General features: G+C 70.2%; 22 protein-coding genes. 17 read left to right on the plus strand and 5 right to left on the minus strand.

The features are described 5' to 3' along the window. The first annotated feature begins 43 nt into the window (after positions 1-43). The 12 genes from ACE3T5_RS06350 to ACE3T5_RS06405 all read left to right on the plus strand — a co-directional run bounded on the left by ACE3T5_RS06350 (position 44) and on the right by ACE3T5_RS06405 (position 13,765). Complete coding sequence (locus ACE3T5_RS06350) at positions 44-2,164, plus strand: ATP-binding protein (RefSeq protein ID WP_374665635.1); 2,121 nt, start codon at positions 44-46, stop codon at positions 2,162-2,164. 9 nt (positions 2,165-2,173) lie between these two features. Then, a complete protein-coding gene (locus tag ACE3T5_RS06355; protein ID WP_374665637.1) occupies positions 2,174-2,545 on the plus strand; it encodes a response regulator transcription factor in 372 nt (123 codons plus the stop codon). A gap of 3 nt (positions 2,546-2,548) precedes the next feature. Continuing rightward, positions 2,549-3,007, plus strand: a complete 459-nt coding sequence (locus ACE3T5_RS06360) for a chemotaxis protein CheX (RefSeq protein WP_374665639.1) — start codon at positions 2,549-2,551, stop codon at positions 3,005-3,007. 42 nt (positions 3,008-3,049) lie between these two features. Continuing rightward, entirely contained in the window at positions 3,050-5,491 is a 2,442-nt protein-coding gene (gene nirB, locus ACE3T5_RS06365) for a nitrite reductase large subunit NirB (RefSeq protein ID WP_374665641.1), read from the plus strand. 2 nt (positions 5,492-5,493) lie between these two features. Further along, on the plus strand, positions 5,494-5,871 hold the full coding sequence (gene nirD / locus ACE3T5_RS06370; RefSeq protein ID WP_374665704.1) for a nitrite reductase small subunit NirD: 378 nt from the start codon (positions 5,494-5,496) through the stop codon (positions 5,869-5,871). After that, positions 5,862-8,696, plus strand: a complete 2,835-nt coding sequence (locus tag ACE3T5_RS06375) for a molybdopterin-dependent oxidoreductase (protein WP_374665643.1) — start codon at positions 5,862-5,864, stop codon at positions 8,694-8,696. The genes nirD and ACE3T5_RS06375 overlap by 10 nt, the downstream gene beginning before the upstream one ends. A 50-nt stretch (positions 8,697-8,746) precedes the next feature. Then, positions 8,747-9,676: a DNA-binding protein YbiB gene (gene ybiB / locus ACE3T5_RS06380; protein WP_374665645.1), complete on the plus strand. Its 930-nt coding sequence runs from the start codon at positions 8,747-8,749 to the stop codon at positions 9,674-9,676. Continuing rightward, positions 9,673-10,437, plus strand: a complete 765-nt coding sequence (gene cobA, locus ACE3T5_RS06385; protein WP_374665647.1) for a uroporphyrinogen-III C-methyltransferase — start codon at positions 9,673-9,675, stop codon at positions 10,435-10,437. The genes ybiB and cobA overlap by 4 nt, the downstream gene beginning before the upstream one ends. 62 nt (positions 10,438-10,499) lie before the next feature. Beyond that, entirely contained in the window at positions 10,500-11,627 is a 1,128-nt protein-coding gene (locus ACE3T5_RS06390) for a sterol desaturase family protein (protein WP_374665649.1), read from the plus strand. Then, a complete protein-coding gene (locus ACE3T5_RS06395) occupies positions 11,627-12,844 on the plus strand; it encodes an NAD(P)/FAD-dependent oxidoreductase (RefSeq protein ID WP_374665651.1) in 1,218 nt (405 codons plus the stop codon). Before ACE3T5_RS06390 ends, ACE3T5_RS06395 begins: the two co-directional genes overlap by 1 nt. A gap of 158 nt (positions 12,845-13,002) precedes the next feature. Beyond that, complete coding sequence (gene rpsU / locus ACE3T5_RS06400; protein WP_104301834.1) at positions 13,003-13,215, plus strand: 30S ribosomal protein S21; 213 nt, start codon at positions 13,003-13,005, stop codon at positions 13,213-13,215. Between the two features lie 103 nt (positions 13,216-13,318). After that, positions 13,319-13,765 carry a GatB/YqeY domain-containing protein gene (locus ACE3T5_RS06405; protein WP_374665654.1) on the plus strand — a complete coding sequence of 149 codons (447 nt, stop codon included), beginning with the start codon at positions 13,319-13,321 and terminating at the stop codon, positions 13,763-13,765. Positions 13,766-13,913: 148 nt separating this feature from the next. Here ACE3T5_RS06405 and pmbA read toward each other — a convergent pair whose 3' ends face one another. Then, a complete protein-coding gene (gene pmbA, locus ACE3T5_RS06410; protein WP_374665656.1) occupies positions 13,914-15,290 on the minus strand; it encodes a metalloprotease PmbA in 1,377 nt (458 codons plus the stop codon). Between the two features lie 63 nt (positions 15,291-15,353). On the opposite strand from pmbA, the gene yjgA reads away from it, so the two are divergent. Further along, on the plus strand, positions 15,354-16,010 hold the full coding sequence (yjgA, locus tag ACE3T5_RS06415; RefSeq protein WP_374665658.1) for a ribosome biogenesis factor YjgA: 657 nt from the start codon (positions 15,354-15,356) through the stop codon (positions 16,008-16,010). After that, complete coding sequence (gene mog, locus ACE3T5_RS06420) at positions 16,003-16,593, plus strand: molybdopterin adenylyltransferase (protein WP_374665660.1); 591 nt, start codon at positions 16,003-16,005, stop codon at positions 16,591-16,593. The genes yjgA and mog overlap by 8 nt, the downstream gene beginning before the upstream one ends. Before the next feature lie 11 nt (positions 16,594-16,604). On the opposite strand, the gene cysE is transcribed toward mog, so the two are convergent. After that, positions 16,605-17,453 carry a serine O-acetyltransferase gene (cysE, locus tag ACE3T5_RS06425; RefSeq protein ID WP_374665662.1) on the minus strand — a complete coding sequence of 283 codons (849 nt, stop codon included), beginning with the start codon at positions 17,451-17,453 and terminating at the stop codon, positions 16,605-16,607. Continuing rightward, a complete protein-coding gene (locus ACE3T5_RS06430; protein WP_374665664.1) occupies positions 17,407-18,174 on the minus strand; it encodes an RNA methyltransferase in 768 nt (255 codons plus the stop codon). The genes cysE and ACE3T5_RS06430 overlap by 47 nt, the downstream gene beginning before the upstream one ends. 72 nt (positions 18,175-18,246) lie before the next feature. Between ACE3T5_RS06430 and ACE3T5_RS06435 the strand changes: the two genes are divergently transcribed. The 3 genes from ACE3T5_RS06435 to ACE3T5_RS06445 all read left to right on the plus strand — a co-directional run bounded on the left by ACE3T5_RS06435 (position 18,247) and on the right by ACE3T5_RS06445 (position 21,086). Further along, positions 18,247-18,948 (plus strand): aspartate/glutamate racemase family protein, encoded by a 702-nt coding sequence (locus tag ACE3T5_RS06435; protein WP_374665666.1) that lies wholly within the window; start codon positions 18,247-18,249, stop codon positions 18,946-18,948. Between the two features lie 145 nt (positions 18,949-19,093). Beyond that, complete coding sequence (locus ACE3T5_RS06440; RefSeq protein ID WP_374665667.1) at positions 19,094-20,005, plus strand: inositol monophosphatase family protein; 912 nt, start codon at positions 19,094-19,096, stop codon at positions 20,003-20,005. Positions 20,006-20,015: 10 nt separating this feature from the next. After that, positions 20,016-21,086, plus strand: coding sequence for a mechanosensitive ion channel family protein (locus tag ACE3T5_RS06445; protein ID WP_374665669.1), 1,071 nt, complete (start codon positions 20,016-20,018; stop codon positions 21,084-21,086). On the opposite strand, the gene aliB is transcribed toward ACE3T5_RS06445, so the two are convergent. Further along, positions 21,043-22,197, minus strand: a complete 1,155-nt coding sequence (gene aliB / locus ACE3T5_RS06450; RefSeq protein WP_374665671.1) for a cyclohexanecarboxyl-CoA dehydrogenase — start codon at positions 22,195-22,197, stop codon at positions 21,043-21,045. The genes ACE3T5_RS06445 and aliB overlap by 44 nt on opposite strands. 13 nt (positions 22,198-22,210) lie before the next feature. Next, entirely contained in the window at positions 22,211-22,999 is a 789-nt protein-coding gene (gene badI, locus ACE3T5_RS06455; protein WP_374665673.1) for a 2-ketocyclohexanecarboxyl-CoA hydrolase, read from the minus strand. Positions 23,000-23,008 lie beyond the last annotated feature (9 nt).

Here is a 23,008-nt window from a genome sequence, read left to right on the forward strand (position 1 = left end):
GCCCCCCGGGGACCCCAACCCCCAGCCCCAGGAAGGAACACCCATGGCCGCAGTCCTGCCCCTCGATCCCCCGCCCGGCACCCGCGCCGCGCCGCCGGCATCCGCCGCGCGCCGCAAGGGCGGCTTCGCCTTTGGCAAGTACCGCGAGATCATCATCGCGGTGGCGCTGTTCCTGCTGTTCGACCTGGGCGTGCTGGTCCTGAACTTCTACACCTCGTTCCAGATCGCCGAGGACGCGCTGGGCGTCAACCTCTCCGGCCGGCAGCGCATGCTGTCGCAGCGCACCGCCAAGGCCCTGTTCGCCATCGAGTCGGCACGCGCGGCCGGCACCGATGCCAAGGCGGACCTGGCCGAGCTGCAGGGCGCCACGCGCCTGTTCGACCAGTCGCTCAAGGGCTTCCAGTCCGGTGCCACGGTGCCGGGCGGCGACGGCAAGCCCGTGCTGCTGCGCCCGGCCGAGGGCGAGCGCGCCGCCGCCATCCTGCAGGAGGCGCAGACGATCTGGACGCCCTACCAGCAGGTGCTGGCGCCCGTGCTGGCCGGCAACGCCACCGAGGCGGAGCTGAAGGCCGCCACCGCCTACGCGCGCGCCAACAACCTGCGCCTGCTGGGCCTGATGAATGATCTGACCACTGCCCTGGAAGCCGTGGCCTCCGACCGGGCGCGCAACCTGCGCGCGGTGCAGACCGGCGGCATCGTGCTGGCGCTGCTGAACTTCGCGTTCATCCTGTTCAAGTTCCTGCGCCGGCTGCGCACCTCCGACGCCGCCATCGAGGCCGCCAACGAGGAGAACCACGAGATCCTGGAGGCGGTGCGCGAGGGCCTGTTCCTCATCACGCCGGACTTCCAGCTCGGCTCGCAGCTCTCGCAATCCGCGCACACGCTGTTCGGCCGACGGCTCACGCCCGGCGACGACTTCTTCCAGCTGCTCGCGCCGCTGGTGGACGACAAGGCACTCACCGACGCGCGCGACTACGTGGGTCTGCTGTTCGCGCCCCACGTGAAGGAGGCGCTGGTGCAGGGCATCAACCCGCTGTCGGAGGTGGAGATCCTCACCCGCAACCGGCTGGGCCAGGAGGTGCGCCGCCACCTGTCGTTCCACTTCAACCGGGTGCAGGAAGGCAGCACCGTGCGCCACCTGCTGGTGACGGTGCAGGACATCTCCGCCCGGGTGGAGCTGGAGCGCAAGCTGCAGGCCGAACGCACGCGCTCGCAGAAGGAATTCGCGATGCTGCTGAAGGCGATCGATGCCGACCCGGCGCTGCTGCGCCAGTTCGTCACCCGTGCCGAGGCCCAGCTGCTGGAAGTGAACGACCTGCTGCGCAGCACCGGCACCGCCCAGGGCGAGGCCGCAGTGCTCAAGCGCATCGACGACGCGCGCCGCCGCATCCACGCCGTCAAGGGCGACGCGGCCACGCTCGGCCTGGAGACGTTCGCTGCGCAGGCGCACCAGTTCGAGACCGATCTCGACCGCATCCGCCAGGGCGCGGGCGGCGACCTCGGCAGCGCGCTGCTGGCCCTGCCCCTGCCGCTGGAGGACCTGCTGAACAAGGTGGGCGCCCTGAAGAACCTGACCGGCCTGCAGCGTCCCGTGGCCGCCGAGGAGCTGCCCGCCGGCGGCCTGAACGCGGCGCTGACCCGGCTGGCCAGCGACGTCGCACGCGACGCCGGCAAGCAGGTGGAGGCCACCGTAGCCGTCGGCGCCATCGACGACCTGCCGGCCGAAGCAGCGGACCTCACGCGCGAGATTGCCGTCCAGCTGCTGCGCAACGCCATCACCCACGGCGTGGAGTCGCCGGTGACGCGCCGCGAGGCCGGCAAGGCCGAGGCCGGACAGGTCAGCGTGCGCCTCGTCCGCGGCGAGACGGACTGGTCGCTCGTGGTGCGCGACGACGGCGCCGGCCTCTCGGCCCCGCGCGTGCGCCGCAAGCTGCTGGAGCTGGGCTGGTACACGGCCGCCCAGCTGCAGGAGCTGGATGACCGCCAGGTGGTGGCCCACATCTTCAAGCCGGGCTTCTCCACCGCGCCGGGCGTGTCGATGCATGCCGGCCGCGGCGTCGGGCTGGACGTGGTGCAGGCCAACGTGCAGCGGCTCGGCGGCCGGCTGCTGCTGGCCTCCACGCCCGGTGAGTACACCGAGTTCAAGGTCCGCTTCAGCGCCTAGGGGCCCGCCATGCGCCTGCTGATCGTCGACGACTCCAACATGATCCGCTCCCGCATCGCCCGCGTGGTGCAGGCCGGCGGCCTGCCCTCGATCTCGCTGGTGGGCCTGGCCCGCAACGGCGCCGAGGCGATCCGCGTGGCTCGCACCACCCTGCCCGACGTGGTGACCATGGACCTGACCATGCCCGAGATGGATGGCGTGGAGTGCATCACCGGCCTGCTGCGCATCCTGCCGCGCACCAGCATCCTGGTGGTGAGCGCCCTGGCCGACAAGTCCACCGCCATCCAGGCCCTGAAGCTGGGCGCGCGCGGCTTCGTGGCCAAGCCCTTCACCGACGACGAGCTCAAGCTCGCGTTGCTCGACGTGATGGAAGCGAGGTAGGCCATGGACGCGCTCGGCGAGCAGGAACTCAAGCTCTTCGTGGACTCGGTGCGCCGCTACTTCAAGGTGGTCACGCGCGAGGAGCCGCAGATCACCTCGGCCTTCCTCGGCACCACCGAGCTGCAGGGCCACGACTACAACGGCATCGTCGCCTTCAGCGGCAGCTACAACGGCCACGTGATCGTCTCCATGCCGGCGCAGCTGCTCAAGGAGATGCTGCTGATGCAGGGCGAGCGCGACGTCTCCCATGGCAACCTGCTCGACGCCGTGGGCGAGATCGCCAACACCCTGGCCGGCAACGCCCGCAAGTCGCTGGGGGCCGGCCTGCAGATCTCGGTGCCGGTGCGCCTGCATGGCGGCGCCGGCATCCAGGCGCGCGTGCGCCGCCACCCCTATGTGATCACCCTGCGCTGGAACCACCAGCCCGCGGTGGTGTGCATCGACATGGAGCGCAAGGGCTGAAGCCCGCGCCCACCCCAACCCGAACAAGGCCCGGAGGTCCCGATGAAGAAGATGAAGCTCGTGATGGTCGGCAACGGCATGGCCGGCGTGCGCACGCTGGAGGAACTGCTGAAGATCGCGCCGGAGCTGTACGACATCACCGTCTTCGGTGCCGAGCCGCACCCCAACTACAACCGCATCCTGCTGTCGCCGGTGCTGGCGGGCGAGCAGACGCTGGACGAGATCGTGCTGAACGACTGGTCCTGGTACGAGGAGAACGGCATCCGCCTGCACGCCGGCCGCAAGGTGGTGGCGATCGACCGCGTCCGCCGCATCGTGCGCGCCGACGACGGCACCGAGGAGCCGTATGACCGGCTGCTGCTGGCCACCGGCTCCAACCCCTTCATGCTGCCGGTGCCGGGCAAGGACCTGCCGGGCGTGATCGCCTACCGCGACATCGCCGACACCAACGCCATGATCGAGGCCGCGCAGACCTATCGCCATGCGGTCGTCATCGGCGGCGGCCTGCTGGGCCTGGAGGCCGCCAACGGCCTGATGAAGCGCGGCATGCAGGTGACCGTGGTGCACGTCATGCCCTGGCTGATGGAGCGCCAGCTCGACGACGTGGCGGGCCGGCTGCTGCAGCAGTCGCTGGAGGAGCGCGGCCTGAAGTTCCTGATCGGCGCGCAGACGCAGGAACTGGTGGCCGGGCCGGCCAGCCGCGTGAGCGCCGTGAAGTTCAAGGACGGCACCGAGGTGCCGGCGGATCTGGTGGTGATGGCGGTGGGCATCCGACCCAACACCGAGCTGGCCGAGAAGGCCGGCCTGCACTGCAACCGCGGCGTCGTGGTGCACGACACCCTGCAGACCGTGACCGACGCACGCATCTATGCCGTGGGCGAGTGCGCCGCGCACCGTGGCATCGCCTACGGCCTGGTGGCGCCGCTCTTCGAGCAGGGCAAGGTGGCCGCGAATCACCTGGCGCAGTTCGGCATCGGCCGATACACCGGCTCGCTCACCTCCACCAAGCTCAAGGTCACCGGCATCGACCTGTTCTCCGCCGGCGACTTCATGGGCGGCGAGGGCACGGAGGAGATCGTGATGTCCGATCCCTTCGGCGGCGTCTACAAGAAGCTGGTGCTGAAGGACGACAAGCTGGTGGGCGCCTGCCTGTACGGCGACACAGTGGACGGCAGCTGGTACTTCAAGCTGCTGCGCGAGGGCCGCAGCGTGGCGGACATCCGCGACAAGCTGATGTTCGGCGAGTCCAACCTGGGCGACACCGGCCACCAGGGGCAGAACAAGGCCGCGGCCATGGCCGACACCGACGAGGTCTGCGGCTGCAACGGCGTGACCAAGGGCACGATCTGCAAGGCGATCAAGGACAAGGGCCTGTTCACCCTGGACGAGGTGCGCAAGCACACCAAGGCCAGCGCCTCGTGCGGGTCCTGCACCGGCCTGGTTGAACAGATCCTGATGTTCACCGCCGGCGGCGACTATTCCGCGGCGCCGAAGAAGAAGGCCGTCTGCGGCTGCACCGACGCCAGCCACCAGGATGTGCGCGACGCCATCCGCTCGCAGCACCTGCTGACCATCGCCGACACCATGAAGGCGCTGGACTGGCGCACACCCAACGGCTGCGCCACCTGCCGCCCGGCGATCAACTACTACCTGATCTCCACCTGGCCGAAGGAGGCGCTGGATGACCCGCAGTCGCGCTACATCAACGAGCGCAGCCACGCCAACATCCAGAAGGACGGCACCTACAGCGTGATCCCGCGCATGTGGGGCGGCGAGACCACGGCCGACGAACTGCGGCGCATCGCCGACGCGGTGGACAAGTACAAGATCCCCACCGTCAAGGTCACCGGCGGCCAGCGCATCGACCTGCTGGGCGTGAAGAAGGAAGACCTGAAGGACGTCTGGAAGGACATCGGCATGCCCTCGGGCCACGCCTATGCCAAGGCGCTGCGCACGGTGAAGACCTGCGTGGGCAGCGAGTGGTGCCGCTTCGGCACCCAGGACAGCACGCAGATGGGCAAGGACCTGGAGCGGGCGCTCTGGCGCATGTACGCGCCGCACAAGGTGAAGCTGGCCGTCTCGGGCTGCCCGCGCAACTGCGCCGAGGCCGGCATCAAGGACGTGGGCGTGATCGGCGTGGACTCCGGCTGGGAGATCTACGTGGCCGGCAACGGCGGCATCAAGACCGAGGTGGCGCACTTCTTCTGCAAGCTCAAGACGGCCGAGGAGGTGCTGGAGTACAGCGGCGCCTTCCTGCAGCTCTATCGCGAGGAAGGCTGGTACCTGGAGCGCACCGTGCACTACGTGAACCGCGTCGGCCTGGACTATGTGAAGAAGAAGATCCTGGACGACGCCGCCGGCCGCAGGGCCCTGTGGGAGCGCCTGCAGTTCAGCCTGGACGGCGAGCCCGACCCCTGGTTCGAGTTCGACAAGGCGCGCGTGGACACGAAGCAGTTCACGAAGATCGAGATGGTGAAAGCATGAACATGGGTGACTGGACGCTGATCTGCCGGGTGGACGAGATCCCGGTGCTGGGCTCGCGGCGCGTGGCGCGGGCGCAAGGCATGGACGTGGCGGTGTTCCGCAATGACGCCGACCAGGTGTTCGCCTTGCTGGACCGCTGCCCGCACAAGGGCGGGCCGCTGTCGCAGGGCATCGTGTTCGGCACCAGCGTGGCCTGCCCGCTGCACAACTGGACCATCGGCCTGGACGACGGCTGCGCGAGGCAACCCGACGAAGGCTGCACGCCACGCTTCAGCGTGAAGGTGGTGGAGGGCTCGGTCTACCTCAACGCGGTGGAACTGGCGAGCGTCGCGCTGGACGCGGTGAAGCCGGTGGCCGGGCCGCAGCGGCGATGCGCCTGACCCGTTCCACCTGCCCCTACTGCGGCGTCGGCTGCGGGGTGATCATCACCACCGAAGGCGACCGCATCACCGGCGTGCGCGGCGATCCGGACCACCCGGCCAACTTCGGCCGCCTGTGCACCAAGGGCTCCACCCTGCACCTGACCGCGGCGCAGGCCGTGACGATGCAGGCCCGCCTGCTGCATCCGATGCGGCGCGCGGCGCGCGGCGAAGCGCCGGTGCGCATCGGCTGGGATGCCGCGCTGGCGGAGGCAGCGGACCGCTTCGCCGGCATCGTGCAGACCCACGGCCCGGACGCCGTGGGCTTCTACGTCTCCGGCCAGCTGCTCACCGAGGACTACTACGTCTTCAACAAGCTGGCCAAGGGCCTGATCGGCACCAACAACATCGACACCAACTCGCGCCTGTGCATGAGCAGCGCGGTCGCCGGCTACAAGCAGACCCTGGGCGCCGACGCTCCCCCGGCCTGCTATGACGACGTGAACCACGCCGACTGCCTGTTCTTCGCGGGCAGCAACGCGGCCTGGGCACACCCGGTGCTGTTCCGCCGCATCGAGGAGGCCCGCGCCGCGCGCCCGCAGATGAAGGTGATCGTGGTCGACCCGCGCCGCACCGACACGGCCGAGATCGCCGATCTGCATCTGGCCATCCAGCCCGGCACCGACGTCCTGCTGTTCAACGGCCTGCTGCACATCATGCTGTGGGAAGGCTGGACCGATCCCGCCTACATCACGGCGCACACCAGCGGCTTCGAGGCGCTGAAGGCGCGCGTGCGCGACTGCACGCCCGAGCACGTGGCCCAGGTCTGTGGCGTGCGTCGGGAAGACCTGTTCACCGCGGCCCGCTGGTTCGCGCTGGGCAACGGCGTCGACGCCGCGCAGCGCGGCCCCACGCTCAGCCTGTATTGCCAGGGCCTGAACCAGTCCACCAGCGGCACCGCCAAGAACGCGGCGCTCGTCAACCTGCACCTGGCCACGGGCCAGATCGGCCGGGCCGGCGCAGGCCCGTTCTCGCTCACCGGCCAGCCCAATGCCATGGGCGGCCGTGAGGTGGGGGGCCTGGCCAACCTGCTGTCGGCCCATCGCGACCTGGCGAACCCGGCCCATCGTGCCGAGGTGGCCGCGCTGTGGGGCGTGCCTTCCGTGCCGGACCAGCCAGGCAAGACGGCGATGGAGATGTTCCAGGCTGCCGCCGACGGCGAGATCCGCGCGCTCTGGATCGTCTGCACCAACCCCGCGCAGTCCTTGCCCGACCAGGCCATGGTGCGGCGTGCCCTCCAGCGCGCCGAGTTCGTGGTGGTGCAGGAGGCCTTTGGCACCACCGCCACCTGCGCCTTCGCGGATCTGCTGCTGCCCGCCACGACCTGGGGCGAGAAGGACGGCACGGTCACCAACAGCGAGCGCCGCATCAGCCGCGTGCGCCCGGCCGTGCCGGCCCCTGGCAGCACCCGGCACGACTGGGCCATCGGCGTCGACTTCGCACGCCGGCTGGAGGCGCGGCTGGCGCCGGGCCGCCCCACGCTCTTTCCCTACGACACGCCGGAGTCGGTGTGGGTCGAGCACCGCGAATCCACCCGCGGCCGCGATCTGGACATCACCGGCCTGAGCTACCCGCTGCTCGACGCGGCGCCGCGCCAGTGGCCCTTCCCGACGGGCGCGGCCGAGGGCCGGGCCCGGCTCTACGAAGACGGCGTGTTCCCCACTGCCGATGGCCGCGCCCGCTTCGTCGACACCGCCTTCAAGCCGGTCGCCGAGCCGCGTGACGCGCGCTACCCCTTCGCCTTGACAACTGGCCGCCTGCGCGACCAGTGGCACGGCATGAGCCGCACCGGCACCCTGGGCCGGTTGTTCGGCCATGTGCCCGAACCGGGCGTGCAGATGCACCCGCAGGACATGGCCCGGCGCCTGCTGAAGGAAGGCGACCTGGTGCACGTGACTTCGCGCCGCGGCTCCATCGTGCTGCCCCTGCAGGCGGCCGACGACTTGGCGCCTGGCCAGGCCTTCATCGCCATGCACTGGGGCAGCGAGTTCGTCGGCGGCGTGTCCAGCACGGGCGAGCCGCTCGCGGGCGTGAACGCCCTCACCCAGCCGGCCTTCTGCCCCTCCTCGAAGCAGCCGGAGCTGAAGCACGCCGCGGTGAAGGTGCTGAAGGCGGAGCTGCCCTGGGCCCTGCTGGGCGCCGCCTGGCTGCCGGCAGACCAGGCGCTGGCCGTGCGAGAGGAACTGAAGGCGCTGATGACGCTGTTCCCCTACGCGGCCTGCGTCCCCTTCGCGCGGGCAGCGGCCCTGACCGATGCCGACGCCGACGGACGCACCGGCGTGCTGTTCCGCGCCGCCGCCTACGAGGCCGCCCCGGCCGCCGTGCTGCAGCGCCTGCAGACGCTGCTCGGCATTGGCAACGGAGCCGATCTGCTGCGCTATGCGGATGCACGGCGCGGCCAGAGCCGGCTGATCCGCGTGCAGCGAACGGGTGCCGAGGTGCGCCTGCAGGCCCTGCTGCTGGCCGGCGACACGCGCGCCGGCGGCTGGATCCTGGATCTGCTGCAGCGCGAAGCCCCTGCCCAGGCCTATGGTCGCCAGCTGCTGGCGCCCGGTGCCACCCCGCCGGCCGCGCTGCCGGCGCGGGAGCGGCAGGTGTGCACCTGCTTCAACGTCGGCGCGCCGGCGATCCAGGCGCATCTGGCCCAGTGCGGCGGCACGAGCGACGAGCGCCTGGCCTCGCTGCAAGGGGCGCTGCGCTGCGGCACCAACTGCGGCTCGTGCCTGCCGGAACTGCGGCGCCTGGTCCGCGAGACGCAGGCCCAGGCACAGCCCCAGGCGGCGTGATTCGCCAAATCACCAGAAGTCATCAAGCCTCTGGGACAATTTGGGCCGCCATGGGCATCAGCCACTACATCAAGGACATCGGCCGCGGGCGCGGGGGCGCCCGGCCGCTCACGCGCGAGCAGGCGGCCGACCTGTTCGGCCAGCTGCTGGATGGCACCGTGACCGATCTGGAGGTCGGCGCCTTCTGCCTGGCGATGCGCATCAAGGGCGAGACCCCGCAGGAGATGGCCGGCTTCCTCGATGCCACGGCCGCGCGCCTGCAGGCCGTGCCCCTGGCCGATGGCGGGACCGCCGTGGTGATCCCCAGCTATAACGGCGCCCGGCGCCTGCCTGCGCTCACGCCCCTGCTGGCGCTGCTGCTCGCGCGGGAAGGCGTGGCGGTGGTGATGCATGGCACGGCCACCGAGTCATCACGCGTGCCCGTCTCGGATGTGCTGGCCGCCATGGGCGTGCAGCCGCTTGATGCGCTGCGCCCGGTGCGCGCGGGCGAGGCCGTGTTCGTGCCCACTGGGGTGCTGTTGCCGGGCCTGAAGCGCCTGCTGGACGTGCGCCGTGTCGTGGGCCTGCGCAACAGCGCACACAGCCTGGTGAAGCTGATGAACCCGGTGGCCGGCCCGGCCGTGATCGTGAGCAGCTACACCCACCCGGAATATGCCGTCTCGATGGCCGCGGTCTTCGAGCTGATGGGCGCCACCGCGCTGCTGCTGCGCGGCACCGAGGGCGAGGTCGTGGCCGACGCGCGGCGCCTGCCGCAGATGGATGGCTTCATCGCCGGCCGCCGCGTGCCGCTGGAAGAAGGGCGCAAGGGCACGCTGACCAAGGTCCCCGCCCTGCCCGCGGGCGTGGACGCGCAGTCCACCGCCGCCTATGTGCAGGACGTGCTGGCCGGCCGTCAGCCGGTGCCGACCGCCGTGGCGCTGCAGGTGGAACACATCTTGCGTCTGGCCCGGCACAACATTTCCATGGAGACAACGGCATGAACCCCGGAACCGTCACCCTCGTCGGCGCAGGCCCCGGCGACCCGGAGCTGCTGACCATCAAGGCCCTGAAGGCCATCCAGGCGGCCACGGTGCTGCTGGTCGATGATCTCGTCAACCCCGACATCGTGGCGCATGCCGCTGCCGGCGCCCGCGTCATCCACGTGGGCAAGCGCGGCGGTTGCAAGAGCACGCCACAGGCCTTCATCGAGCGGCTGATGATCATGGCCGCGCGCGAGGGCGAGACGGTCGTGCGCCTGAAGGGCGGCGATCCGTTCATCTTCGGCCGCGGCGGCGAGGAGGTGGAGCATCTGCATGCCGCCGGCGTGCGCGTGCAGGTGATCAACGGCATCACGTCGGGCCTGGCCGCGGCCACTTCGCTGGGCGTGCCGCTGACCCACCGGGACCACGCGCAGGGCGTGCTGCTGCTCACCGGCCATGCGCAGCAGGGCAACGACCTGCCGGACTGGCGCCTGCTCGCGCGCACCGCCCGCGAAGCGCGCCTGACGCTGGTGATCTACATGGGCATGCGCGGCGTCGAGCGCATCCAGGCCGAGCTGCTGAGCGGCCTGCCCGCCGAGACGCCGGTCGCGGTGGTGCAGCGCGCCTCCCTGCCGGACCAGCGCGAGACGGTGTGCACCCTGGGCACGCTGGCCGATACCGTGACGCGCGAGGCTTTGGGCAGCCCGTCGATCATCGTCGTCGGCGACGTGGTGCGGGGCGTAGCCGTCGCTCGCGAGGCACCGGCGCGCTTCGCCGCCTAGCCGAAGGGGCGGGGCGCGCGGCGGCGCTACACTGCCGCCGACCGCGAGGAGGGGACCGGCCGATGCTGGACAAGCTGAACGAACTCACCGAAAGCCATGGCGAGCTGAAGACCGGCCATGGCCTGGTCTCGGGCGTGATCGCGCTCAGCCTCGGCATCCTGTGCTTCCTGGGCGTGCTGGCCTTCCATTTCCCCGAGTACCTCACCACGCCGCAGCTGCGCAAGAGCTACGACGTGGAGCTGATCCGCAAGGTGATGTTCGCGGCCCTGGTCATCGCTGGCGGCATCTCGCTGGTGAACATCCTCTTCAACCGCGCCCGCTGGCTGTCGGCCTTCGCTTTCCTGCTGGTCGCGCTCACGGCCTTCCTGGGCGGGCACAAGGTGGAGGTGGACCCCAACTTCCCCGACCACACGCCCTACATCGGGCTCGACTGGTTCATCCTCGACCTGCTCGGCTCGTCGCTGATCTTCATCTTCGTGGAGAAGCTGTTCGCGCTGCGCAAGGACCAGCCGGTGTTCCGCGCCGAGTGGCAGACCGACTTCCATCACTTCATCGTCAACCACATGGTGGTGGGCTTCGTGCTGCTGGCCACCAACCTGATGGTGCACAAGCTGTTCGGCTGGGCCGGTACCGATGGCATCCGCGGCTGGGTGCAGGGCCTCAACTTCTGGCTGGCGCTGTTCCTGATCGTGCTGGTGGCCGATCTGGTGCAGTACTGGACGCACCGGGCGTACCACGAGGTGCCGCTGCTATGGCGCCTGCACGCGGTGCACCACAGCGTGAAGAGCATGGACTGGCTGGCCGGCTCGCGCCAGCACATCCTGGAACTGCTGATCACCCGCACCCTGGTGCTGGCGCCGATCTACGTGCTGGGCTTCTCCAAGGAAGTGATCGACGCGTACATCGTCATCGTGGGCTTCCAGGCGGTGTTCAACCACGCCAACGTGAGCGTGCGGCTCGGCCCGCTGCGCTACGTGATCGTCACGCCCAACTTCCACCACTGGCACCACAGCCAGGACCAGGAAGCGCTGGACCGCAACTACGCGGCGCACTTCGCCTTCCTGGACTACCTGTTCGGCACCGCCGTCAAGGCCGACCGCGAGTGGCCACGCTCCTACGGCGTGCTGGGCGACTACGTGCCCAACGGCTTCGTGAAGCAGTTCCAGTTTCCGTTCACCTGGAAGGGCTGATGAGCGACGGGCGCTTCGACGCCGTCGTCATCGGCGCCGGCGCCGCCGGCCTGTTCTGCGCCGGCATCGCGGGGCAGCGCGGGCTGAAGGTGCTGCTGCTGGACCACGCGGAGAAGGTGGCCGAGAAGATCCGCATCTCTGGTGGCGGGCGCTGCAACTTCACCAACCGCGAGCTGGATCCGCGCGCGCCGCATCGCCACTACCTGGGCGAGAACCCGGCCTTCTGCCGATCGGCGCTGGCGCGCTACACGCCGGCGGACTTCATCGCCCTGGTCCAGCGGCACGGCATCCCCTTCCACGAGAAGCACAAGGGCCAGCTGTTCGGCGACCGCTCGTCCGAGGACTTCATCCGCATGCTGCTGACCGAGTGCGCCGCCGGCGGCGTGACGCACTGGCAACCCTGCGCGGTGGCCGCCATCGGCATGGAGGGTGATCAGTACCTGCTGCAGACGGCGCGCGGGCCGGTGCGCACCCGCAGCGTGGTGATCGCCACCGGCGGCCTCTCGATCCCCAAGATCGGCGCCACGGATTTCGGCCTGGGCATCGCGCGCCAGTTCGGCCTGCGTGTCGTGACGCCCCGCCCGGCGCTGGTGCCCCTCACCTTCGACGGCACGGCCTGGGCGCCGTTCGCCGATCTCGCCGGGCTGGCGCTGCCCGTGCGCATCGCCACCGGCGAGAAAAAGACGCGCATGGCCTTCGACGAGGACCTGCTGTTCACCCACCGCGGGCTGTCGGGGCCTGGCGTGCTGCAGATCTCCAGCTACTGGCGCGAGGGCACGCCCATCGAGATCGACCTCGCGCCCGGCACCGACCTTGCCGAAGCCCTGCACGAGGCCAAGGCCAGTGGCCAGCGCCGCCTGCTGGCCAACCTGCTCGCCCAGTGGGTGCCCAGCCGTCTGGCCGATGCCTGGGTGCGGCAGGACGCCGCCTGGCAGCGCCCCGCCGTGGAGGCCGCCGACCGCGCGCTGGCCGCGCTCGCCCAGCGGCTCGCGGCGTGGCAGCTCGTGCCCACCGGCACCGAGGGTTGGCGCAAGGCGGAGGTCATGGCCGGCGGCGTGGACACGCGCGACCTGTCGCAGCAGACGCTGGAGTCGCGCCAGCGCGGCCTGTACTTCATCGGCGAAGTGGTGGACGTGACCGGCTGGCTGGGCGGTTACAACTTCCAGTGGGCGTGGGCGAGCGCGCACGCCTGCGGCATGGCCCTGCCGGCGGGGTGAACGGCCGCCCGCCCGTCGCCCCGCGACACGGGCCCGTGCGATGCTCTATAATCCCGCGCTTTGCTGGCAAACCCCAACGGCCTGATCGAACCTTGAGTTGGGGAACCCTGCCGGGTGTCCTCGATCTTCACCCGGCGCACTGAATTTTTCAGGAAGTCATGACGACCATTCGCGTGAAGGAAAACGAGCCGTTTGACGTGGCGCTGCGCCGCTTCAAGCGCACGATTGAGAAGCTGGGCCTGCTCACCGAGCTGCGCGCCCGCGAGTTCTACGAGAAGCCCACCGCCGAGCGCAAGCGCAAGAAGGCCGCCGCCGTGAAGCGCCACTTCAAGCGCGTGCGCAGCATGCAGCTGCCCAAGAAGCTGTACTGAGCACCGGGCCCGCTGCCCGAACCAGCCCGCCCGGGGACGCCCGCGCGGGCCTTTTCTTTTGTGGGCGGCGCGCCGTCGCCGCCCGTGACCCAAGGAGCACACCATGACGCTGAAGGAACGCATCACCGAGGACATGAAGGCCGCCATGCGCGCCAAGGAGACGGAGCGCCTGGGCGCCATCCGCATGCTCACCGCGGCGATCAAGCAGAAGGAAGTGGACGAGCGCGTCGAGCTCGACGACGCCGGCATCATCGCCATCGTCGACAAGCTGCTCAAGCAGCGCAAGGACAGCATCGACGCCTTCGAGAAGGCGGGCCGCCAGGATCTGGCCGACAAGGAACGCGCCGAGGTGGCCGTGCTGTCGGCCTACCTGCCGGCGCGGCTGTCGGCCGAGGAGATCGCCGCGGAGGTGAAGGCCATCGTCACCGCGCTCGGCGCGAGCGGCCCGGGTGACATGGGCAAGGTCATGGGCGCGGTAAAGGCGAAGCTGGCTGGCAAGGCCGACATGGGCCAGGTCAGCGCGGCGGTGAAGGCGGCGCTGGCGGGGTGAGGCGCGATGGGGCGTGGGTGTCCGGCGGAAAACGCTGGGATTGCGCTGCGCTCCATCCCAGCCTACGAGGGACCAGGCCCGTACCCATCTGCGGCGCGCGTGCCTTTCGCAGGCTGGCGGTGACCGAAGGGAACCCCAGCGGTCTCCCTCAGGAACCGGCCACCTTCATCCGGTTGATCAGGATCGACCCCACCGTCTTGGCGCCGTGGTTGTACGCATCGGCCCCCACGGCCTCGATGCCGGCGAACATGTCCTTCAGGTTGCCGGCGATCGTGATCTCCTGCACCGGATACGCGATCTCGCCGTTCTCCACCCAGAAGCCGCTGGCCCCGCGCGAGTAGTCGCCGGTGACCATGTTGATGCCCTGCCCCATCAGCTCGATCACGAACAGGCCGGTGCCCAGCTTGCGCAGCATCGCGTCGAGGTCGTCCCCCGGCTGAGTGAGGCGTGAGGTGAGCGTGAGGTTGTGCGAGCCGCCGGCATTGCCGGTGGTGCGCATGCCCAGCTTGCGGGCGGAATAGGTGCTGAGGAAGTAGCCTTCCACCCGGCCGCCCGCCACCACCGTGCGCGCCTGCGTGCGCACGCCTTCCTCGTCGAAGGCCGCACTGCCCTTGCCGCGCGGCACGAACGGGTCCTCGGTCAGGTCCAGGTGCGGGGCGAACACCGGCTTGCCCAGCGAATCCACCAGGAAGCTGCTCTTGCGGTACAGCGAGCCGCCGCTGACCGCCTGCACGAAGGCGCCCAGCAGGCCGGCGGCCAGCGGCGACTCGAACAGCACCGGGCACTCGCGCGTGGTGATCTTGCGCGACTTCAACCGCGACAGCGCGCGCTCGGCGGCGTAGCGGCCCACCGCCTCGGGCGAAGCCAGTTCCGTGGCGTCACGCATGGAGCTGTACCAGGCATCGCGCTGCATGCCGTCGCCGCGACCCGCGATCGGCGCGACGGAAATCGAGTGGCGCGAGCTCGCGTAGCCACCGCGGAAGCCATGGGTATGCGCGCTGAAGAAGTGGCTTTGCTGCGCCGACACGCCGGCGCCCTCGCTGTTGGTGATGCGCCGGTCGGTGGCGAAGGCGGCCTGCTCGCAGCGCAGCGCGATCTCGGCCGCCTGCTCGCTGGTGAGCGCCCACGGGTGGAACAGGTCCAGGTCTCGATGCGAGGCCGGCGGCGCCACGTCGTCCGCGTCCGGCAGGCCGGCCACGGGGTCCTGCGCGGTGAAGCGTGCGATGTCGTAGGCGGCCTGCACGGTGCGCTCGATGGCCGCGGGGGAGAAATCCGATGTGCTTGCGTTGCCGCGCCGCTGGCCCACGTAGACGGTGACGCCGAGCGACTTGTCGCGGTTGCGCTCCACCGTCTCCAGCCGGCCCTTGCGCACCGACACGCTCAGGCCGCAGCCTTCGGAGGCCTCGGCGCCGGCGTCGGTGGCGCCCAGGTGGCGGGCGTGCGCCAGGGCGGCATCCACCAGCGCCTCGAACTGCGCACGGCTGTAACTGAAGCCGCTGGCGGCTTGCACGGGGGCATTCTTCATGGCGGGCTATGATACTTGCGAGGTCTGCCGCCATCGGGCGGCGGTGCGCGTTTCCCTATCCCCATGTCCCGAAAACCCAAGAAGGGCTACTACGTCAAGGGCCACTTCGTGGCCGAAGGCAGCGAGCTCGACCAGCAATTGCAGGCCGAGCGCTCCGGTGGCGAGCCCAGCAAGACCGAGCTGAAGAAGGAAAGCACCGAGCTGCAGAAGCTCGGCGAGGCCCTGCTCACGCTGCGCGCCGACCTCTACGAGGCCCTGTCACTGCCCGAGGGGCTGCACGGCGCCCTGCAGGAGCTGCGGCGCATCACGAACTTCGAGGGCCGGCGCCGGCAACTGCAGTATGTGGGCAAGCTGATGCGGCAGCTGGAGCCCGAGACGCTGCAGGCCGTGCGCGACGCGCTGGAGACGCAGCGCAGCGGCTCGGCCGAGCAGACGCTGGCCCTGCACAGGGCCGAGAAGTGGCGCGACGACCTGATCGCCGACGACGCCGCGCTGCCGCTGTGGCTGCAGGCGCATCCGGCCACCGACGTGCAGCAGCTGCGCGCGCTGATCCGCCAGGCCCGCAAGGACACGCCGGCCGATGCCGACGCCGTCTCGCGCGGGCTGGCGCCGCGCAAGGGGCGCGCCTATCGCGAGATCTTCCAGCTCGTTCGCGCCGCGCTGGAGGGCGACGCGGCCGCGGCTTCCGAAGATGCCCAGGAGGAACCCGATCATGGCTGACCACGACCCGGTGACGATCGGCATCGTCTCGGCGAGCGACCGCGCCTCCGCCGGCGTGTACGAGGACAAGGGCCTGCCCGCCCTGCGCGACTGGCTGACACGGGCGCTGAAGAACCCCGTGACCTTCCAGGAGCGTCTGGTTCCCGACGAGCGCGAGCGCATCGCCGCCACGTTGCAGGAGCTGGTGGACGCCGGCTGCGCCCTGGTGGTCACCACCGGCGGCACCGGCCCGGCGCCGCGCGACGTGACCCCCGAGGCCACGCTGGATGTCGCGGACAAGGAGATGCCGGGCTTCGGCGAGCAGATGCGCCAGATCAGCCTGCGCTTCGTGCCCACGGCCATCCTCTCGCGCCAGGTGGCGGTGATCCGCGGGCAGACGCTCATCATCAACCTGCCCGGCCAGCCGAAGGCGATCCAGGAGACGCTGGAAGGCCTGAAGGACGCGAACGGCCAGACGGTGGTGGCCGGCATCTTCGCGGCGGTGCCCTACTGCATCGACCTGATCGGCGGGCCGTACCTGGAAACGAACGACGAGGTGTGCAAGGCCTTCCGGCCGAAGTCGGCGATCCGGCCGGCGCGCTGAAGGCCCCCGCCCTACTTGCCCACCAGCTGCGTGAGCTTCTCTGCCTCGAAGTTCTCGCGCACCTGCGCATCGAGCGGCACGCAATCGCCGGCCTTGCGCTGCGTCTGCAGCTTCTCGATGGCCTGCCACAGCAGGGCGATCTGGTGCTCGTGCGACGAGGCGTTGTCGATCAGGCCACGCATCGCCTGCGACAACGGGTCGTCGTTCGCGGTCACCCCATAGGCCGAGAAGCCCATCTTGTTGGCGGCCTGCTCACGCCGCTCGCCTTCGTCGGGCTGGATGATGCGCGCGGGAATGCCCACCGCGGTGGCGCCGGCCGGCACCGGCTTGATCACCACCGCGTTGCTGCCCACCTTGGCGCCATCGCCCACGGTGAAGCCGCCGAGCACCTTGGCGCCGGCGCTCACCACCACGTTGCGGCCCAGCGTGGGATGCCGCTTGGTGCCCTTGTAGAGCGAGGTACCGCCCAGGGTGACGCCCTGGTAGATGGTGCAGCCGTCGCCGATCTCGGCCGTCTCGCCGATCACGACGCCCATGCCGTGGTCGATGAACACGCCGTCACCGATGGTCGCACCCGGGTGGATCTCGATGCCGGTGAGCCAGCGCGAGAAATGCGAGGTGAAGCGGCCCAGCCAGCGCAGGCCGCGCTGCCAGAACCAGTGCGCCAGCCGATGCAGCACCAGCGCATGCAGACCCGGGTAACACGTGAGCACCTCCCACTTGCTGCGCGCGGCAGGGTCGCGGTCGAGGATGCATTGGATGTCGGATCGCAGGCGGCGGAACATGGCTCGGTCAAGAAAGTCCGACCACAGTCTAAGGCTTTGTGCGATCTGACGCTTCGAGCATGGCCTTGGCGACACCGCGCAGGATATGGATCTCCTCAGGCGTCGGCTGCGCGCGATTGAAGAGCTGGCGCAGCCGCGGCATCAGCTTCTTGGGCGCGGCCGGGTTCAGGAAGCCGATGGCGACCAGCGCCTGCTCCCAGTGGCTCAGCATGCCCGCCACGGCCTGGGCGTCGGCCGGCGCGGCTTCCGCAGCGGCGGCAGGCCCGGCAGTGGCCGCGCCGCCCTCGTCGGTGAAACCGCCCAGCGCCGAGCGCCACTCATAGGCAATCACCTGGATCGCCGCCGCCAGGTTGAGCGAGCCATAGCCCGGCGCCGAGGGGATCTGCAACGCCACGTGGCAGCGGTAGACGTCCTCGTTGCGCATGCCGTAACGTTCGGAGCCGAACAGGAAGGCCACGCCGCCCTCGCCTGCCGGCTGGCCCCTGCGCCCGGCCAGCGGCGTCAGGTGCGCGCGCGGGCTGGTGGTGGGCGGGCCGAAGTCGCGTGCGGTCATCACCGTGGCGCACAGGTGGGTCATGCCCTCCAGTGCTTCATCCACGGTGGCGACGATGCGCGCGGCCGCCAGCACGTCCGTGGCGCCGCTCGCGCGCTCCACCGCCTCGGGCCGCGTCAGCACGTCGGGCCAGCGGGGGGCCACCAGCACCAGATCGTCGAAGCCCATGACCTTGAGCGCGCGCGCGGCCGCGCCCACGTTGCCGGCGTGACTGGTCTGGATGAGGACGAAGCGGGTGCGCACGGCCCAGATTGTCACCGCTGGGGGGAAGGCGCATACTTCCCCGCTTCTTCGCAAGCACTGGAGGGGTTCGACATGCGGCCTGGCGCATTGGGTGTCCTGGGGGGCATGGGCCCGCTCGCCACGGCGGATTTCCTGCAGAAGCTGGTGCTGGCCACGTCGGCCGGCCGCGACCAGGAGCACATCCCCGTCATCGTCCACGGCGACTGCACCACGCCCGACCGCACGGCCGCCGTGCTGGGCCAGGGGCCGTCACCGCTGCCGCAACTGCTGGAGGGCATCGCCTTCCTCAACCAGGCCGCCTGCGGCGTGATCGCCATTCCCTGCAACAGCGCGCATTGCTGGTACGCGGAGATGGCCGCCGCCAGCGCCGTGCCGGTGCTGCACATCGTCGAGGCCAGTGCCCAGCAGGTGCAGCGCAACAACCCGGCCACGCAGCGCGTGGGCGTGCTCAGCACCGAGGGCACGCACCGCATGGGCATCTACAAGACCACGCTGGAGAAGATGGGCTTCGAGGTGCTGAGTCCCACGCAGGATGAGTTCTCCACGCTGGTGAGCCCGGGCATCGCCGACATCAAGGGCAACCGCCTGCGCGACGCGGAGGCGAAGTTCGACCACGCCGCCGACGCGCTGATCAGCCGCGGGGCGGAGCAGATCATCCTGGGCTGCACCGAGATCCCGCTGGGCATGCAGCCGCGTGCGCTGGCCAACCCGACGACCATCGTCGACTCCACGCTGGCGCTGGTGACGGCGGTGCTGAGGCATCTGGGGCGCTGACCCATAGGCAGTTCCGCGTAGGACAACCACCGGCACACCCAACGCCCTGCGCCGACAGGCCGCAGGATAAAATCACGCCAAGATCGCAATCCGCATCGCCGGGTTGCGCGGGCCCCGCTCCGGGGCGCTGCTCTTCGCACAATCCATGTCGTCCAACCAGCACCCCATGCTCAACGTGGCCGTCAAGGCCGCCCGCGCCGCCGGCGCGATCATCAACCGCGCCGCGCTCGACGTCGAGGCCGTGCGCGTCTCGCAGAAGCAGGTGAACGACTTCGTCACCGAGGTCGACCACGCCAGCGAGCAGGCCATCATCGAGACCCTGCTCGGCGCCTATCCGCAGCATGGCATCTGGGCCGAGGAGTCGGGTCGCCAGCACGGCCGCGCCGACGCGGACCACGTGTGGGTCATCGACCCCCTGGACGGCACCACCAACTTCATCCACGGCTTCCCGGTCTATTGCATCAGCATCGCGCTGCTTGTGAAGGGCCGCGTCGAGCAGGCCGTGATCTACGACCCCACCCGCAACGACCTGTTCACCGCCACGCGCGGCCGCGGCGCGTACCTGAACGACCGGCGCATCCGGGTGAGCAAGCGCACCCAGCTCAAGGACTCGCTCATCTCCACCGGCTTCCCGTTCCGACCGGGCGACAACTTCAACGTGTACCTGCGCATGATGGCCGACGTGATGCAGCGCACCGCCGGCCTGCGCCGCCCGGGTGCCGCCGCGCTGGATCTCGCCTACGTCGCCGCGGGCTGGAGCGAAGGCTTCTTCGAGACCGGCCTGTCGCCCTGGGACGTGGCCGCCGGTTCGCTGCTGGTCACCGAGGCCGGTGGCCTGGTGGGCAACTTCACCGGCGAAGCCGATTTCCTGGAGCAGCGCGAATGCCTGGCGGGCAACCCCAAGGTGTACGCCCAGCTCGTGAGCCTGCTGCGCAAGTACAGCAAGTTCGCCAGCGTGGTCGAGAAGACCGACCTGAACCAGAACACGCCCGCGCTGGTGGACCGCGCCGCCGAGCCGGCCGGCCAGCGGCCGGAGCCCCCCGACCCGCAAGCCTGACCCGACGCCGATGACCCTGCCGCCGCTGCCCGATCACCCCTGGTTCACAACGGCTGTGGCGGCCCTGGTCGCGGTGGGCCTGGCGCTGGTGGCGCACACCCTGCTGCGCGGCGTGCTCACCCGCGTGGCCGTGCGTGAGCAGCTGCTGCTGCCGCAGGCCGTGCTCGGCCGCACCGCACGCGCGGCATCCTTCGCCTGGCCGCTGCTGGCACTGCAACTGGTGCTGCAGGCGGCACCCGACCTGCTGCCGGGCATCGGCTTCGCGCGCCACGCCGGCGCCATCGCCCTGATCGGCGCGATGACGGCCTTCGTGATGGGCGCCATCGGCGGTGTGGCGGACGGCGTGATCGCGCGCCATCCGGCCAGCGTGGCCGACAACCTGCAGGCGCGCCGCATCCACACCCAGACGCGCGTGCTGGCCCGCAGCGCCATGGTGCTGGTCTTCATCGGCGGCTGCTCGCTGGCGCTGATGACCTTCCCCGGCGCGCGCCAGGTGGGCGCGAGCCTGCTGGCCTCGGCCGGCGTGCTGGGCCTGGTGGCGGGCCTGGCCGCGCGCCCGGTGTTCAGCAACCTGGTGGCCGGCCTGCAGATCGCGCTGGCGCAGCCGATCCGCATCGACGACGTGCTCATCGTGCAGGGCGAGTGGGGCCGGGTAGAGGAGATCACCGGCTCCTACGTGGTGCTGCGCATCTGGGATGACCGCCGCATGGTCATCCCGCTGCAATGGTTCATCGAGAACCCGTTCCAGAACTGGACACGCCACAGTGCCGAGATCCTGGGCACGGTGTTCCTGCATCTGGACTACGCCACCCCGGTGGAAGCATTGCGGGCCGAGGCACGTCGCATCGTGGAGGCCGCGCCCGAGTGGGACGGCCGCGTCCTGGCCGTGCAGGTGACCGACGCCACCGAGCGCAGCATGCAGGTTCGCGTGCTGGTCTCGGCCGCCAATGCCGGCCAGGCCTTCGAGCTGCGCTGCATCGTGCGCGAGCGCCTGCTGGCCTGGCTGGCGCGCGAGCACCCGCAGTGCCTGCCGCGCCTCAGGTGGGAACCGCCTGGCGCCCTGCCCGAGCCCGCGCGATGACGGTCTTCATGATCTGCGCGGTGCCGTCGCCGATCTGGAAGCCCAGCACGTCACGCAGGCGCTGCTCCATCACGCCGCGGTCGTAGCCGCCGTGGCCGAACGACAGCAGGCACTGGTGCACCGTGTCGTAGGCCAGCTTGGGCGCCCACCATTTCACCATCGCGGCCTCGGCACTGTGCGGCAGGCCGTGGTCCTTGAGCCAGAGTGCCTGCAGGCACAGCAGGCGCGCCGCGGCAACCTGCGTCTCGAAGTCGGCCAGCGGGTGCGAGACGCCCTGGAAGGCCGACAGCGGCTTGCCGAACGCCTCGCGCTGGGCCACGTAGGCCCAGGTCTCCTGCAGCGCCGCCTGCGCCACCGCCAGCACCTGCAGGCCGATCAGCGCGCGTGAGAAGTCGAAGCCCTGCATCACCTGCACGAAACCCTTGTTCTCGTCGCCGAGCCGGTGGTCCAGCGGCACCTTCACGTTCTCGAAGAACAGCGAGCCGCGGCCAATGGCACGCTGGCCGTGGCAGTCGAAGCGGCTGCGCGTGAGACCGGGCACGTCGGTGGGCACCAGCAGCGCGGTCACGCCATGCGCGCCCGATTCCACCGTGCCCGTGCGGCCGAACACGACCGCCGCGTCAGCCTGGTCGGCCGCGGAGATGGAGGTCTTCTCGCCGTTGATCACGTAGCCATCCGCTGCACGCTCCACGCGCAGGCGAAGGTTGGCCGCGTCGGAGCCGCCGCGCGGCTCGGTCAGCGCGATGGCCACCAGCGCCTCGCCGGCGGTGAGCTTCTTCAGCCACGGACCCGCGACTTCGGCCTGGCCGTGCTCGCGGAGGATCTGTCCGTTCAGCGAGGCCAGGAGGTTGATGTAGGAAATGCTGAGGTCGGCGCGGGCAATCGCTTCGTGAATCACGCCAGCGGCGAGGCAGCCCATGCCCTGGCCCCCTGCGGACTCGGGCAGCTCGGGGGCGATGAAGCCCATGGCGCCCATCTCGCGCATCAGCGCGCGATCCAGCACGCGCGTGCGGTCGCGCTCCTGGAACCCAGGCGCCACGCGCTTGTCCGCGAAGCGCGCCGCGTGCTCGGCCAGTGCCTGCAGGTCCTCGTCGATGTAGGGGTTGCGCATGGCCGTGGCTCCGTCACTTCACAAATTTGCGGAAATCGGGCTTGCGCTTCTCCTGCAGCGCCTTCACGCCTTCGCGCGACTCGTCGGTGTCGTAGTAGAGCTTGAGCGCCAGCATGCCCATGCCCGCGATGCCGGCCTGGTGCGCGGTGTCCATGTTGAAGCTGCGCTTGGCGATGGCAAGGGCGGTGGGGCTGCGCTCGCACAGCGTCTCACCCCATTCCTGCACCTTGGCATCCAGCTGGTCATGCGGCACGCAGATGTTGGCGAGGCCCATGGCCACCGCCTCCTGGCCGCTGTAGCGCATGTTCAGGTACCACATCTCGCGCGCCTTCTTCTCGCCCACCACGCGGGCCAGGAAGGCCGTGCCGTAACCCGGATCGACCGAGCCCATCTTGGGCCCGACCTGGCCGAACTGCGCCTTCTCGGAGCAGATGGTCAGGTCGCAGATGGTGGCCAGCACATTGCCGCCGCCGATGGCATAGCCCTGCACGCGCGCGATGACGGGCTTGGGCACGTCGCGGATGGCGGTGTGCAGTTCCTCCATCGGCAGGCCGATGGTGCCGCGGCCGTCGTAGTTGCCGTCGTGCGCCGACTGGTCGCCGCCGGTGCAGAAGGCCCGGTCGCCCGCGCCGGCCAGCACGATGGCGCCCACGCTCTTGTCGTACCCCGCGCGGTACAGGGCCTTGATCAGCTCGTCGCACGTCGTGCCCCGGAACGCGTTCATTTTGTCGGGGCGGTTGATGGTGATCCAGGCAACACCGTTGCGGATCTCGTAGAGGATGTCCTGGTAGTCCTGCGACATGGGGGGTTC

Origin of the sequence: Ramlibacter sp. (assembly GCF_041916345.1) — a bacterium.
Classification (GTDB): Bacteria; Pseudomonadota; Gammaproteobacteria; order Burkholderiales; family Burkholderiaceae_C; genus Ramlibacter.

Excerpts from the sequence above, each read along its gene's own strand:
- ACE3T5_RS06350 (WP_374665635.1), top strand. The coding sequence starts at position 44 with ATGGCCGCAGTCCTGCCCCTCGATCCCCCGCCCGGCACCCGCGCCGCG.
- ACE3T5_RS06355 (WP_374665637.1), top strand. The coding sequence starts at position 2,174 with ATGCGCCTGCTGATCGTCGACGACTCCAACATGATCCGCTCCCGCATC.
- ACE3T5_RS06360 (WP_374665639.1), top strand. The coding sequence starts at position 2,549 with ATGGACGCGCTCGGCGAGCAGGAACTCAAGCTCTTCGTGGACTCGGTG.
- nirB (WP_374665641.1), top strand. The coding sequence starts at position 3,050 with ATGAAGAAGATGAAGCTCGTGATGGTCGGCAACGGCATGGCCGGCGTG.
- nirD (WP_374665704.1), top strand. The coding sequence starts at position 5,494 with ATGGGTGACTGGACGCTGATCTGCCGGGTGGACGAGATCCCGGTGCTG.
- ACE3T5_RS06375 (WP_374665643.1), top strand. The coding sequence starts at position 5,862 with ATGCGCCTGACCCGTTCCACCTGCCCCTACTGCGGCGTCGGCTGCGGG.
- ybiB (WP_374665645.1), top strand. The coding sequence starts at position 8,747 with ATGGGCATCAGCCACTACATCAAGGACATCGGCCGCGGGCGCGGGGGC.
- cobA (WP_374665647.1), top strand. The coding sequence starts at position 9,673 with ATGAACCCCGGAACCGTCACCCTCGTCGGCGCAGGCCCCGGCGACCCG.
- ACE3T5_RS06390 (WP_374665649.1), top strand. The coding sequence starts at position 10,500 with ATGCTGGACAAGCTGAACGAACTCACCGAAAGCCATGGCGAGCTGAAG.
- ACE3T5_RS06395 (WP_374665651.1), top strand. The coding sequence starts at position 11,627 with ATGAGCGACGGGCGCTTCGACGCCGTCGTCATCGGCGCCGGCGCCGCC.
- rpsU (WP_104301834.1), top strand. The coding sequence starts at position 13,003 with ATGACGACCATTCGCGTGAAGGAAAACGAGCCGTTTGACGTGGCGCTG.
- ACE3T5_RS06405 (WP_374665654.1), top strand. The coding sequence starts at position 13,319 with ATGACGCTGAAGGAACGCATCACCGAGGACATGAAGGCCGCCATGCGC.
- pmbA (WP_374665656.1), bottom strand. The coding sequence starts at position 15,290 with ATGAAGAATGCCCCCGTGCAAGCCGCCAGCGGCTTCAGTTACAGCCGT.
- yjgA (WP_374665658.1), top strand. The coding sequence starts at position 15,354 with ATGTCCCGAAAACCCAAGAAGGGCTACTACGTCAAGGGCCACTTCGTG.
- mog (WP_374665660.1), top strand. The coding sequence starts at position 16,003 with ATGGCTGACCACGACCCGGTGACGATCGGCATCGTCTCGGCGAGCGAC.
- ACE3T5_RS06435 (WP_374665666.1), top strand. The coding sequence starts at position 18,247 with ATGCGGCCTGGCGCATTGGGTGTCCTGGGGGGCATGGGCCCGCTCGCC.
- ACE3T5_RS06440 (WP_374665667.1), top strand. The coding sequence starts at position 19,094 with ATGTCGTCCAACCAGCACCCCATGCTCAACGTGGCCGTCAAGGCCGCC.
- ACE3T5_RS06445 (WP_374665669.1), top strand. The coding sequence starts at position 20,016 with ATGACCCTGCCGCCGCTGCCCGATCACCCCTGGTTCACAACGGCTGTG.
- aliB (WP_374665671.1), bottom strand. The coding sequence starts at position 22,197 with ATGCGCAACCCCTACATCGACGAGGACCTGCAGGCACTGGCCGAGCAC.
- badI (WP_374665673.1), bottom strand. The coding sequence starts at position 22,999 with ATGTCGCAGGACTACCAGGACATCCTCTACGAGATCCGCAACGGTGTT.